Source organism: Gordonia phosphorivorans (assembly GCF_042432625.1).
Classification (GTDB): Bacteria; Actinomycetota; Actinomycetes; order Mycobacteriales; family Mycobacteriaceae; genus Gordonia; species Gordonia phosphorivorans.
Window position 1 is genome coordinate 22,151 of record NZ_JBHLWV010000015.1, and the last position, 12,807, is coordinate 34,957.

10 protein-coding genes are annotated in these 12,807 nt (G+C 70.0%); 5 read left to right on the forward strand and 5 right to left on the reverse strand.

Annotated elements, in window-relative coordinates; all coding sequences use genetic code 11:
* Positions 1–343 precede the first annotated feature (343 nt).
* From ACFFJD_RS05635 to ACFFJD_RS05650, 4 genes are all read right to left on the reverse strand, one after another.
* Positions 344–2,005, reverse strand: a complete 1,662-nt coding sequence (locus ACFFJD_RS05635; protein WP_382362023.1) for an AMP-binding protein — start codon at positions 2,003–2,005, stop codon at positions 344–346.
* Positions 2,002–2,958, reverse strand: coding sequence for a cyclase family protein (locus ACFFJD_RS05640; RefSeq protein ID WP_382362025.1), 957 nt, complete (start codon positions 2,956–2,958; stop codon positions 2,002–2,004). Before ACFFJD_RS05640 ends, ACFFJD_RS05635 begins: the two co-directional genes overlap by 4 nt.
* Positions 2,959–3,125: 167 nt before the next feature.
* A complete protein-coding gene (locus tag ACFFJD_RS05645; protein ID WP_382362027.1) occupies positions 3,126–3,977 on the reverse strand; it encodes a TetR family transcriptional regulator in 852 nt (283 codons plus the stop codon).
* Positions 3,978–4,010: 33 nt separating this feature from the next.
* Entirely contained in the window at positions 4,011–5,678 is a 1,668-nt protein-coding gene (locus ACFFJD_RS05650) for a class I adenylate-forming enzyme family protein (protein ID WP_382362029.1), read from the reverse strand.
* Positions 5,679–5,802: 124 nt separating this feature from the next.
* Between ACFFJD_RS05650 and ACFFJD_RS05655 the strand changes: the two genes are divergently transcribed.
* Positions 5,803–7,503 (forward strand): HNH endonuclease signature motif containing protein, encoded by a 1,701-nt coding sequence (locus tag ACFFJD_RS05655; protein ID WP_382362031.1) that lies wholly within the window; start codon positions 5,803–5,805, stop codon positions 7,501–7,503.
* Between the two features lie 4 nt (positions 7,504–7,507).
* Here ACFFJD_RS05655 and ACFFJD_RS05660 read toward each other — a convergent pair whose 3' ends face one another.
* Positions 7,508–8,401, reverse strand: a complete 894-nt coding sequence (locus tag ACFFJD_RS05660; protein WP_382362033.1) for a polyphosphate kinase 2 family protein — start codon at positions 8,399–8,401, stop codon at positions 7,508–7,510.
* A gap of 74 nt (positions 8,402–8,475) precedes the next feature.
* On the opposite strand from ACFFJD_RS05660, the gene ACFFJD_RS05665 reads away from it, so the two are divergent.
* The 4 genes from ACFFJD_RS05665 to ACFFJD_RS05680 are packed head-to-tail and all read left to right on the forward strand — an operon-like array spanning position 8,476 to position 12,674.
* The gene (locus ACFFJD_RS05665; protein ID WP_382362035.1) at positions 8,476–9,714 is read left to right on the forward strand and encodes a sensor histidine kinase; all 1,239 of its coding nucleotides are present in this window, start codon (positions 8,476–8,478) and stop codon (positions 9,712–9,714) included.
* The gene (locus ACFFJD_RS05670) at positions 9,711–10,562 is read left to right on the forward strand and encodes a LytR/AlgR family response regulator transcription factor (RefSeq protein ID WP_382362037.1); all 852 of its coding nucleotides are present in this window, start codon (positions 9,711–9,713) and stop codon (positions 10,560–10,562) included. The genes ACFFJD_RS05665 and ACFFJD_RS05670 overlap by 4 nt, the downstream gene beginning before the upstream one ends.
* 1 nt (position 10,563) lies before the next feature.
* Positions 10,564–10,944 (forward strand): hypothetical protein, encoded by a 381-nt coding sequence (locus ACFFJD_RS05675; RefSeq protein ID WP_382362039.1) that lies wholly within the window; start codon positions 10,564–10,566, stop codon positions 10,942–10,944.
* Positions 10,944–12,674 (forward strand): sodium/solute symporter, encoded by a 1,731-nt coding sequence (locus ACFFJD_RS05680; RefSeq protein ID WP_382362146.1) that lies wholly within the window; start codon positions 10,944–10,946, stop codon positions 12,672–12,674. Before ACFFJD_RS05675 ends, ACFFJD_RS05680 begins: the two co-directional genes overlap by 1 nt.
* Positions 12,675–12,807 lie beyond the last annotated feature (133 nt).

A 12,807-nucleotide genomic window follows, 5' to 3' on the forward strand; every position in this document is an offset into this window, starting at 1 on the left:
TCAGTGATCCTCCGGTGGGGGGCGACACTACGTTCTCTGGCCGGACTCGGTGCCCGCGACGGACGACCGGGGTGTCTATTGGACCGGCCTCACCGTCCCGACCTGGCACTCACATGCCGCGAGTGCCAACATCGTTTTTAGCACTCTCCCACTGCGAGTGCAAGGTCGGACCGGCGTTGTTTCGGTTCCCGATTGTCGTTTCGGTTCCCGAATGTCGTTTCCGTTCCCGCAGCCCCGCAGAAGGCGCGCGGGAACGGAATCGACAATCGGAAAAGGCAGCGACCCCTCTCCCCGGGGGGGCGGGAGAGGGGCCGCTTCGCGCCACAGTGAGCTCAGGGGGGGGTTAGCTCACCGCGTCGCGCAGTTCCCGGCGCAAAATCTTGCCGGTCACCGTCTTGGGCAGCTCGTCGACGATCTCGACCGAGCGCGGATATTTGTACGCCGCCATCTGTTCCTTCGCGAACCCGATGAGTTCGTCGGGAGTCAGGCTGGCGCCGGGCTGCAACGAGACGAAGGCCTTGACCGTCTCGCCGCGGTACTCGTCGGGCACGCCGACGACGGCGGCTTCGCGCACCGCGGGATGGGTGTAGAGGACGTCCTCCACTTCCCGCGGCCACACCTTGTAGCCGGAGGCGTTGATCATGTCCTTCTTGCGATCGACCACGTAGTACCAGCCGTCGGCGTCCATGAACCCGACGTCACCGGTGTGCAGCGCACCGTCCGGGATCGACGACGCGGTGGCCTCCGGCTTGTTCCAGTAGCCGGGCACCACCTGCGGACCGGAGGTGACGAACTCGCCCACCTCGCCCACCGGCACATCGCGACCGTCGGCGCCGACCACGCGGACCACGGTGTTGAACACCGGCACACCCACCGACAGCGCACCCGACTCCGGATCCACCGGCGCGCGCACCCCGAGGGGAACCGCGTGCGAGGGCGAGTTGGTCTCGGTGAGGCCGTAGATGTTGTGGATGTAGGCCCCGTACAGGCCCTCCAACCGGTCACCGACCGACGGCGCGATGGGCGCGCCTCCGGAGTAGAGGATCCGCAGACTCGACAGATCGTCCTTGGTGGCCCCCGGCGCCGCCGCCAGCGCGCTGAGCGCGGTGATGGCACCGATGGTGAACACCGGACGGTACTCGCGGATCGCGTCGAGCATGACCGACGGCTCGAACCGGTGCGACAGCACCAGCGGCGAGCGGATCAGCATGGCGGCCATGATGTGGCCCACCAGGCCGGTGATGTGGAACAGCGGCGCGATACCGAGGATGCCCTCACCTGCCTGCAGGCCGGTCCACTCGCGGTAGGTCTGCGCGTTGAAGGCGAAGTTACCGTGGGTGTTCATCGCCCCCTTCGGATCACCGGTGGTTCCCGAGGTGTACGCCAAGACAGCCACGTCGTCGGCGCTCAGGCCGGGATCGGGCAGGTCGTCGCCACCGCCAGCGGCGATCAACTCCATCAGATCCAGGGTGCCGTCGGTGCGGACCCGTTCGGCGTCGGAGAACAGGCGCGCGTCGCCGCGGTCCTGCATGTCCAGCGCCGAGCAGGTGACCACGGTGCTCACGGCGGTCTGACCGCCGTCGACCACGGCCTTGCCGATCTGCGCGTACAGATCGTCCAGGGCCAGCAGCGCCGTGGCACCGGAGTCCTTGAGCAAGTAGGTGAGCTCGCGCTCCTTGTTCATCGGGTTGATGGCCACGGCGACGCCGCCGAGGCGCCAGGCCGCCACCATGCCGATGATGAAGGCCGGGTTGTTCTGCACGTACAGCGCCAGCCGGTCGCCGCGGCCGAAGCCGCGTTCGGCGAGTGCGGCCGCCAAGGCACGAGAGGCCCTGTCGACGTCGGCGAACGTCTGGGACGTTCCGAAGTACTGCAGGAACTCGGTCTCCGGCGCGGCGGCCACCGCGGCGTCGAAGATCGCGAGGCCGGTGGCGAACTCGGTCTCGATGTCATGCGGCTGAGCGTCGGGGTACCGCGCCAGCCACGGTCGATCCGCGTAGGTCACTTGATCACGACCGGGTTCACCGGGGAGCCGCTGGCTCCGTGGATCTTCAACGGCGCGGCGACGTAGAAGAACTCGTAGACGCCGTCGGCGGCGCAGTCCGCGGCGAGCTTCTCCACATCGCAGATCTCGGTGAAGGCGACGCCGAGGTTGCGCATCAGGGCGTTGTGCAGGACCAGCGCCGCACCGCTCTCGGGATCGTAGGTCACCTCGTTGGCGATCGTGTCGGTCACCAGGTTCGGGATCTCCATGTCGGCGAACCACTGCACCAACTCGGGCGAGTAGACCAGGCCCGGCTCGCCGAAGTCGCCGTAGAAGGCCTCTTCGTCCCGGAAGAAGAGCTCGAGGTGGTTGGTGCGCAGGATCAGGATGTCGCGGGGGCGCAGTTCGACGCCCTGGGCGGCCGCGCAGGCCTGCAGGTCCTCGTGGTTGAAGGCCTCGCGAGGACCGAGGGCCTCGACACCGCGCCAGCGGGCGAGGTCGAGCAGCACCGCACGTCCGGCCACGCCGCGCTGGGCGATCGGCTCGACGCTGGCCTTCTCCAGGCCGCCGACGGTGGTGCGAGCGTCGTACCCGTTCCAGATCTGACCGCCGTACCAGACGTGGCCGAGGGCGTCGTACTGCGTGGAGCCCTGCAGGAAGGCCTCCAGCTTGTCATCGGCGTAGTGCAGACCGCCGGGGAACTGCGGGCCCTCGCCGCCCTCGTCCCAGTCCGACTCGTCCCACACCATCTCCTTGGTGGCCGGCGAACGGCCGGGCCACACCGGATCACCCTTCGGGTCGCCGATCAGCCGCTGCAGGGTGAAGAGTTCGCCGCGCTTGACCAGCGAGACGCCGCGCAGCACCTGCTCGGCGGTCAGGTAGTTGAGGCTGCCCACTTCGTCCTCGGGGCCCCACTTGCCCCAGTTGGTGGGCGAGTCGGCGAGCAGTTCGGTGAGGTCGGGCACTTCAGTCATGATCGGGAACCTTCCGGGTGGGGGCTGTCGGCGGGCGGTCGGAACGAACGTTTACTCCAGCTGCCGAGATGAGAATCACACGACGACGGCAATCCGTCAAGTACCACCGGGAAAGTCGTCGGCCAGCGGCGATCAAGCCGCCGGCGCCGTCGCCTCCTTGTTCAGCATTACTGAACTATCGTCCCCATCATGGACAGGGCCAGTCCCGCGTACTCGGCCGCCAGCGCGGGACCGTCGGGCATCTCGACACCGGCGAAGCGGAAGGGAATGGCCCGACACAGGGACAGGACCGCCGCCGCCCCGGCCTCCGGCGCAGTCGCGGTGAACCGACCGGCGGCCACCGCGGCCACCGCCGCGTCGGCCATCCGCTGCTGCACGCGGGCGCGCTGCGCGATGATCCGCGTCCGATCCGGATCCTCCAGGCTGCGTAACTCGGTCTCGACGATGAACGAGAGGTCCCGGCGGTTGACCTGGCCGAGCACCACGGCACTCACGATGTCGGCGAAGGCCCGCACGGGGTCGGCGGCCTGCGCCGCGGCCGCCTCCACCCGCCAGGCGAGATCGGCCAGCTGCGCATCCGCCAACGCCACCAAAAGGTGCTGCTTGCTGCGGTGATAGCGGTAGATCCCGGCCACCGACAGGTCCGCCTCGGCGGCCACCACCCGCATCGTCGCGCCGTGATAGCCGGTCTCGGCGAAGACCTGCACCGCCGCGGTGAGCACCGAATCCAGCGGCAGCTCATCGAAGACCGCCCAGGGCGCGTCGGCGTCGATCGGCGCGAACGCCGCGGGCTCCGGCTCGTCGGCGGAGACGCTCAGCAGCGTCGCCGGCTCCACCCCGAGCGCCGCCGCCACCTGCCGCAGACGCAGCACGGTGAGGCCCACCTTGCCGTTCTCGATCGCACTGACCGTCCCCGGACTCACCTCCAGGAGCCGGGCGAGCTCGCGCAGGGTCATCCCCCGCCGGCCGCGCGCCGCGCGCACCGCCGCGCCCACCGCCTCGTCGACGTGTTCAGTCACGCTGAACAGCGTAGCGGGCGGGTCGGGCAGGCGTCAGCGCAACGCGCGCCGCAGCAGCTTTCCGGTCGCGGTCCGCGGCAACGCGGCGACCATCTCCACCTCGCGCGGGTACTTGTAGGCGGTCAGATTGGCGCGGCAGTAGGCGATCACCTCGTCGACGTCCAGCGCACTGCCCTCGCGCCGCACCACGAAGGCCTTGACCGTCTCGCCCCGGTACTCGTCCGGAATGCCGACCACGGCGGCCTCCTCCACCTCGGGGTGCGCGGACAGCAGCCGCTCCACCTCCGACGGCCACACCTTGTACCCGGCGGCGTTGATCTGGTCCTTCTTGCGGTCGACCACGTAGAACCAGCCCTGCGCGTCCATGAAGCCCACGTCGCCGGTGCGCAGCGCACCGCCGAGGAAGGCGTCCGCGGTGGCGACCGGATCACGCCAGTACCCGGGGATCACCTGCGGACCGGTGGTCACCAGTTCGCCGATCTCACCCACCGGCAGGTCGAGGCCGTCGTCGTCGACCACGCGTACCACGGTGTCGAACACCGGAACCCCCACCGACAGCACCCCCGAATCCGGGTCCACCGGCGCCCGCGTGCCGGGCGGTACCGCGTGCGACGGCGAGGTGGTCTCGGTCTGCCCGTAGATGTTGTGGATGTACCCGCCGAGCCGTTCCTCCAACCGCTCGGCGACGTCCGGCGCGATCGGCGCGCCACCGGAGTAGCGCAGCCGCAGCGATGCCAGGTCGGCCGCGTCCACCTCCGGGCTGTCGGCCAGCGCGATGTACGCGGTGATCACCGCCGCGCAGAACACCGGGCGGCGCCGGGCGGTGGCCGCGGCGATCACGGCCGGTTCGAAGCGATGCGTGAGCACCAGCGGCGAACGGGCGATCATCGCCAACGAGACCGCCCCGACCAGCCCGGTCACGTGAAACACCGGCGCCAGCGCGAGCACGGGTTCGCCGGGCTCCAGGCCGCTCCAGTCCCGGTACACCTGCGCGCTGAAGGCCAGATTGGCGTGCGTCAGCTGCGCCCCCTTGGCCGGCCCGGTGGTGCCCGAGGTGGCCGCCAGGACCGCCACGTCCGACGGACCCACCCGGCGCTGCGCGAGCACCGCCTCCGCGCCGGCGTCCGGACGATAGGCCTCGACGAGCCCGGACAGGTCGATCGCGTCGGCGGGACGACGTCGCGTGACGTCGGCGAACAGCCGCGAATCGTCCTCGGTCTGCCCGTCCAGCGCCGAGGTGGTCACCACGATCGTCACGCCGGTATCGCCGGCGGCGAGGATCGGCCGGATCCGGCCGATGTACAGATCGTCGAGTACCAGCAGCGCCGACGGGGTGAAGGCCGCGAGCGAGCGTGCCAGGTCGGCCGCGGTGGACATGGGGCTGAGCAGCGCCGCGGTGCCGCCGGCCTTCCACGCGGCCACCAGCCCCACCAGGAACGCGGGGTTGTTCTGCAGACAGAGGGCCAGCCGGTCACCGGGCGCGAAGCCCCGTGAGACCAGCAGCGCGGCCAGCGCGGTGGCCGCCCGATCCACCTCCTCCCACCGCAGCGACCCGTCGAAGTAGTGCACCGCCGACGCCGTCGGCGCCGCGCGCACCGCGGCATCGAACATGTCCAAGGCGGTGGAGAAGGAGCGGCGCAGGTGCGGGGGCCGACCCGGTGGATAGGCCGCCAACCACGGCTTGTCGTCGTACCCGATCACAGCGCCGAGTCTAGGCCGACGGTCGCCGCGGGCGCCCGTTCTTGTCGTAGGTCGGGTCTAAACTCGATCTAGAACACCAGCACTAGTCAAAGGTGTGATGACTCGCTTGGGGAGGTGAGTAGCCATGACGCAGCGAACCGCGTCGATGTGGCCCGACGCCGACCTGACCGGATGCGGCCTTCCCACTCCCGGCACCGACCTCGCGAACCTGCCCACCGCGTGCGTCGTCGGCGCGATCACCGCGACCAAGAACGGACACTGCTTCCTGGACTGGCAGCTCTTTCAGTTCGCGCTGTCCATGCACTCCCGAGTCTGCGCCGCGACGACCGACCTCGTCGCGACCCAGAAGTCGCTGATCGACGCCGAAGCCCAGACGACGCTGGAACTGCAGATGAGCCTGGAGAGCACCCAGTACGCCGCCGAAGCACTCCTCGCCGACGCCCTCGACGCCCGAGAACGACTACCGCGCGTCTATCCGTGTTGGGCGCCCAGGATTTCGGCGGCGATCCGGGCGTCGATCTGTCTCATGAGGGCTTCGTCGACCACGAGTCGGGTTTCGTGGGCGATGCGGTGGAAGCGGTCGCGGTCGATCAGGCCCAGGCGCATGGTGGCGTACACCTGCATCTCAGTCACCAAGACCGGCGCAATGGCCCGCCGCCACGTCGCCGAGAACGATCCCGATGCCGCACGCCGCGAACGCGAGAACGCCAAAGACGGCCGCAGCCTCGGCCACCAGAGCCTCGAAGCGGGCATGGCGCAGCTGTTCCTCACCGCGACCGCCGAGGACGTCCGCCTCGCGCGCCAGATGCTCGACGCGGTGATTGCCGGACGCTGCCCCGCGGACCCGCGCACCAAAACCCAGGCCCGTTCCGACGCGGCCATCGCTCTGCTGCAACGCAAGCCGTTCACGTGCACCTGCGACAGTGACGGTTGCACCGCGGCAATCAGCGACGTCGAACTCGACGCCCGCGCCGCCCGCATCGTCGTCCACGTTCTCTGCGACGCCACCACCCTGGAAGGCGGCGATAAGTGCGGTTACCTCGACGGCCACGGCCCGATCTCGGCTGAGCATGTGCGGGAGATCGCCGCCCGCGGTGATGCCGTGATCCGTCAGCACCGCCTCGACGACCTGCTCGAACCCAGTTCCACCGCCGGGCACGACTCTGCTGAGCGCCCCGAGGAGGCGGCGCTGCATCGACGAGCACCCCGCTCCGAGACCCCGGACGAGCGCCGGGGCGATGGCTCACGGCCCGAGGCCGGAAACGACGGACGACCGGCCGTCGTCATCGCCAAGACCGCTCTTCCGAGCGATCCGTACCGGCCGAACCTGCTGACCGACCTGATCGCTCGCTTCCTGTGGGGCACCTGCTCGATCCCGGGTTGCGAACGCGCCGCCTTCGCGTGCGATCTGGACCATGTGGCCGAGTACGACAACGTCCGCCCGGACCTCGGGGGCCCCACCTGCGTTTGCAACCTGCTTCCCAAGTGCCGCTATCACCACCTGGTGAAAACAAATCTGGAAGGCTTCGTCGACGACCTCTGGATCGACGCCGACGGCCGCTACCACTCGAGCGTCACCACGCCGATGGGACAGACCGTGGAAGTCCTGGCCCCGAATCAGTGGTTGATCCCGCGCCTGGCCGACCTGCGCTGCACGCACCAACTCGTCGGCCGGCACGCGACCGGAACTGCGACCGGCACCGTCGAAGACGGCCCGCAACGAGCCCGCACCCGCACCGCGGCCAAGCACGCCCGACGTCGCGCCGAACGCAAGGCCAACCACGACCGTCGTTTCGCCGGACTGCCCGACGAGCCGCCCTTCTGACTGCTCAGCGACCCAGGTCCTTGTTCAGGATCTTCCGGTAGCCGCCCAGCGCGTCCAGTTCGGCCTGCGACACCGTCGGATACTGCGGATCCAGGTCGCGCATCACGGTCAGCAGCACGGAGAACGTCGCCAGGTGGCTCGCCCACTTGTGGTCGGCCGGAATCACGTGCCAGGGCGCATAGTCGGTGCTGGTGTGCGTCAGCATGTCGTCGAACGCCCGCTGATACTCCGGCCACCGCGCGCGTTCGGCCATGTCGGCCTGAGAGAACTTCCAGTTCTTCTCCGGCTCGTCGATCCGCGACAGGAACCGGCGCGCCTGCTCGCGCTGAGACACGTTGAGGAACAGTTTCACCACCGTGGTGCCGTTGTCGGTGAGATAGCGTTCCCACGCGTTGATGTCTTCGTACCGGCGTCGCCACAGGCCGCCGCCCGTCGCGTTCGCGGTCTTGGGCCACAGCATCTCCGGATGCACTCGCGTCACCAGGACGTTCTCGTAGTGCGATCGATTGAAGATCCCCACCTTGCCCAGCTGCGGCACCACCTTCTGATGCCGCCACAGATACCCGTGGGACCGCTCCTCGGCGGACGGTGCCTTGAACGAGTGCACGTCGACGCCCTCCGGATTGATCCCGGACATGACGTGTTTGACGGTGCCGTCCTTGCCCGCGGCGTCCATCGCCTGCAGCACGATCAGCAACGAGCGGTCGGCCTGGGCGTAGAACTTGTCCTGCAGCGCGAACAGTTCCTCCTTGCCCGCCGCCAGCTGGGCCAGCCCGTCCTTCTTCGCCATGTTCTTCGGCTTGGCGGCCGGATCGAAGTCGCGCGCCAGCCGGACCTTGTCGCCCGGCGTCACTCGCGTCGATTTCGCCAGCTTGCCCCAATCAACCGTGTTCCCCACGAATATCCTCCCTCGAGCGTCCTCGTCCACTGTGCCCGATTCTTCGGACTCGCCGAGTAGATTCGGTAGACACCATGTCCGGTGAACTGATCGCGATCCTGCTGCTCGGCGGCGCTTTGGCGCTGGTGCTCTTCGTCGTCGCCATGCGTACCCGTCGGGTGGTCTCGACGCCGCACGAGCGCGCCGTCCACGATGCCCTCGCTGCGGCCGCCGAAGCCGCTCACCCGCTGCGCGACGGCCTCACCGAGGAGTCCGCCGCCGCGGCCGCCGGACCGCTGCGGGCCCTGACCGGCGCCGAGGGCGTCGCCCTGTTCGACGCCGACGGCGCGCTGCTGGGCCGCGACGGAGCCACCGAGATCTGGCGCCCCCGAGTGCTGACCGCCGCCGCCGCGCTGGCCGTCGAAGCCCTGGAGGGCGGGCGCCGCGCGATGGCCGAGAATCCCGGCGGGGTGGGCGGCGTGGTCCGCAAACTGATCGCGGCACCGCTGCTGAGCGACGGCGTCAGCTCCGGCGTGCTGGTGGTGGCCACCGTGCGCCAGCCCGGCCCCGGGCAGATCGGCGCCATCACCGAGGTGGCCAACTACGCGACCACCCAGCTGCAACTGGCCGAACTCGACGCCTCCCGCGCCCGGCTGGACCGCGCCGAGGTGCTGGCGCTGCGCGCCCAGATCGACCCGCATTTCATCTACAACGCGCTGGGCACCATCGCGTCCTTCGTACGCACCGACCCGGCGCGGGCGCGCGAGCTGATCCTCGACTTCGCCGACTTCACCCGCTATTCGTTCCGCGCCGCCGGCCAGTACACGGCGTTGGCCGACGAGCTGCGCAACATCGACCGCTACCTGACCCTCGAACGCGCACGCTTCGGCGCGGGCCTGGACGTGCGCCTCAATGTGGATGCCGAGGTGCTCGGCGTCGTGGTGCCCTTCCTCGCGCTCCAGCCGCTGGTGGAGAACGCCGTGCGGCACGGCTTGGCCGGTCGACGCGAGGGCATCATCACCATCAGCGCCCACAGCGTCGGCACCACCTGCGAGATCAGTGTGGAAGACGACGGGGTGGGCATGGACCCCGAGCTTCTGCGCAGCGGCGCCATCGACGCCCTCGCACCGTCGGACCTGCTGTCGGACGAGAAGGAGGGCGCGCACGTCGGCCTGACGAATGTGGATCAACGCCTGCGATCGGCTTTCGGCAACGACTACGGTTTGATCGTCGACACCGGAATCGGGGCGGGGACCAAGGTCAGCATGCGTGTGCCGAAGTTCGCCAGCGGAATCCGGGCCGACGCCTCAGCTCAGGAAGGACGCCGCCGATGACCGCACTGCGCGTGCTGGCCGTCGACGACGAGGCACCTGCCCTGGACGAGTTGGCCTACCTGCTCGGCGAGCACCCGGCGATCGGCGAGGTGGTGTGCGCCTCCGACGCCACCGAGGCGCTCCGCCTGCTGTCCGAGAAGTCGGTGGCGGCCGCCTTCCTGGACATCTCGATGCCCGGACTCAACGGCATGGAACTGGCGTCGGTGCTCGCCCGCTACGCGCAACCGCCCGCGCTGGTCTTCGTCACCGCGCACTCCGATCGCGCCGTCGCCGCCTTCGAGGTGGGTGCCGTGGACTATCTCCTCAAACCCGTTCGCGCCGAACGCCTTTCCCAAGCGATCGACCGGATACTCGCGTTACGCGGCAGCGGACGCGAGACCGACGACGACGCCGGACACCCGCAGACGGAGGACGCCGGGTCCGACGGCGAGCCGACCACGGGACTGGAGACCGGGGACGTGATCCCCGTGGAGCGCGGCGGCGTCACCTCGTTGATCACGCGCGACTCGGTCGCCTGGGTGGAAGCCGTCGGCGACTACGCCCGCCTGCACACCGAGACCGGCGACTACCTGGTGCGCGTGACCCTGGCGACCCTCGAATCACACTGGGCCGCCGGCGGTTTCGCCCGCGTACACCGCTCCTACCTGGTCTCCCTGCCCATGGTCAGCGGTCTGCGCTCGGTGGGCACCGCCACCAAGGTGATCGTTCGGGGAACCGGCCAGACCCCCGAGGTGGAGCTGCCGGTGAGTCGCCGCCAGGTGCGTGAACTCAAGGATCGCCTGGTGCGGGATCCGTTGCGCTCCTTCCGGACTCGCCGGGGCGACGGGACCGCACCGGACGGGAACTGACATGCCGGGCAACGGCCCGCGCCGCGAACGCGTGGTCCTCTCGCAACGCCGCGGCGCACGCCCGGTCCGGACCCGCGCCGAAGTGACCGAACAGACCCGGGTGGGCGAACACCTGGTGCGCGGGCTGGTGCGCGCCCAGCTGGGGCTCGCCCTGCGCATCGGGCTGGCGGTGGTGCTGATCTTCGCGGCCGTCCCCATCGTCGGCGCCACCGTCGACGGTTTCGCCACGGCCACCCTGCTGGGCATCAACCTCAACTGGATCGTGTTGGGCCTGCTGCCCTATCCGGTGCTGTACCTGGCCGGGCGTCTCTACATCCGGCTCGCCGAACAGGCCGAGCGCGACTTCATCCGCCTCATCGACGACGAGGAGCCGGGCCGATGATGACCGGAGTCGGCGCGGCGCTGGTGATCTTCGCCGTCGCCCTGGCCACCCTCGGCACCGTCGCGGTCGGCGCCTGGGGCGGACGCGGCGCCCGCTCCACCTCGGACTTCCTGGTGGCCTCCCGCAGCATCGGTTCGCGCTGGAACGCCGCCGCCATCTCCGGTGAATACCTTTCCGCCGCTTCGTTTCTCGGTGTCGCCGGGCTGGTGGCCAAGTACGGCGCCGACGCGCTCTGGTACCCGATCGGCTTCACCGCCGGCTACCTGGCGCTGCTGTTGTTCGTGGCCGCGCCGCTGCGCCGGTCCGGCGCCTACACCGTCCCCGACTTCGCCGAGTTCCGTCTGGGTTCGCTGCGGGCGCGCCGCGTCGCGATGATCGTCGTGGTGGCGGTCTGCGTCCTGTACCTGGTGCCCCAGTTGCAGGGCGCCGGCCTCACCCTGAACATCCTGCTGGGCGTGCCCGGCTGGGTCGGCGTGGTGGTGGTCGGTGTGGCGCTGGTGGTGAACGTCGTGAGCGGCGGCATGCGTTCGGTGACCTTCGCCCAGGGCGTCCAGTACTGGCTCAAGCTGACGGCCATCGCCGTTCCCGCCCTGTTCGCGGTGATCCACTTCGCGCAGCAGCCACAGGACCTCGGCGCCCCGCTGCCACCGCGGGTCGTCGCCGCCACCACCGTCCAGGTGCCCACCGAGGTGACGGTCACCGTGACCGATCCGGCCGGGGTGCGGGCCACCGGCACGCTGGACGGACGCTCCGTGACCGACGAGCCGCTGACCGCGGGCACCTTCGTCATCGGTGACGACTCCACGCTGGTCCTCGACGCCGGGGCTGCCACCCCGGTGGTCTCCGATGCCCCGCAGACCGGGGCCGCCTGGTCCCGCTCCGGCGGCGGTTTCGGTGGCGGCCACCCGCTCTACCAGGTGCTGTCGCTGATGCTGGCCACCTTCCTCGGCACGCTCGGGCTGCCGCACGTGCTGGTGCGCTTCTACACCAACCGCAACGGCAACGCCGCGCGGCGGACGGCGCTCACCGTGATCGCGCTGCTGGCCGGTTTCTACCTGTTCCCCACCGTACTCGGCGTCCTTGCCCGCGTCTACGTCCCGCAGGTGCTCACCACCGGCACCGCCGACGCCGCCGTGCTGATGATTCCGGCGGCCGTCCTCGACGGCCTGCCCGGGCAGCTGCTCGTCGCGCTGGTGGCCGCGGGGGCGATCGCCGCCTTCCTGGCCACCGCGTCGGGCCTGCTGATCAGCATCGCCGGCGTGGTGTCCACCGACCTGCTGCGTCCAGGCGTGCGGACCTTCCGCGTGTGCGCGCTGATCGGCGGCCTGGTGCCCATCGGCCTGGCCCTGGTGGCCGGCACTCTCGAACTGTCGCGCTCGGTGGGTCTGGTGTTCGCCGTCTCGGCCGCCACCCTGTGTCCGCTGCTGGTCCTGGGCATCTGGTGGCGCGGCCTCACCGCCGCCGGGGCCGTCGCCGGCCTCGTCGTCGGCTCGATCACCTCCGGCGCCGCGGTGGTGGCGGGCACCGTCATGGCTTCCAGCGACAGTTGGGCGGCGTCGGTCCTGTCGTTCCCGGCCACCGTCACCGTTCCGCTCAGCTTCGCCACCATGATCGCGGTCTCGCTGGCCACCCGCCGATCGGTGCGCTCGGACGTGGCCACCGTGTTCGCCCGCATGCACGTGCCCGAACGCTTCGGCATGGTGCTCGAACGCACTCCCACCGGCGACTGACGCCGACGGCCGCACCCTGACATAACCGGCGCATCCGACACCGAGTCCGGTGCCGTTCACCGGCGCGCGGCAACCGCTCACCGCACCACAGGCGGGCCTCGTCGCTGCGGTCACAATTCCGATTGTTTGTGAG

What these genes read in the sequence shown, in the direction of transcription:
- ACFFJD_RS05640 (WP_382362025.1), bottom strand. Translation starts at nt 2,958, where the DNA reads ATGACTGAAGTGCCCGACCTCACCGAACTGCTCGCCGACTCGCCCACC.
- ACFFJD_RS05655 (WP_382362031.1), top strand. Translation starts at nt 5,803, where the DNA reads ATGACGCAGCGAACCGCGTCGATGTGGCCCGACGCCGACCTGACCGGA.
- ACFFJD_RS05665 (WP_382362035.1), top strand. Translation starts at nt 8,476, where the DNA reads ATGTCCGGTGAACTGATCGCGATCCTGCTGCTCGGCGGCGCTTTGGCG.
- ACFFJD_RS05670 (WP_382362037.1), top strand. Translation starts at nt 9,711, where the DNA reads ATGACCGCACTGCGCGTGCTGGCCGTCGACGACGAGGCACCTGCCCTG.
- ACFFJD_RS05675 (WP_382362039.1), top strand. Translation starts at nt 10,564, where the DNA reads ATGCCGGGCAACGGCCCGCGCCGCGAACGCGTGGTCCTCTCGCAACGC.
- ACFFJD_RS05680 (WP_382362146.1), top strand. Translation starts at nt 10,944, where the DNA reads ATGACCGGAGTCGGCGCGGCGCTGGTGATCTTCGCCGTCGCCCTGGCC.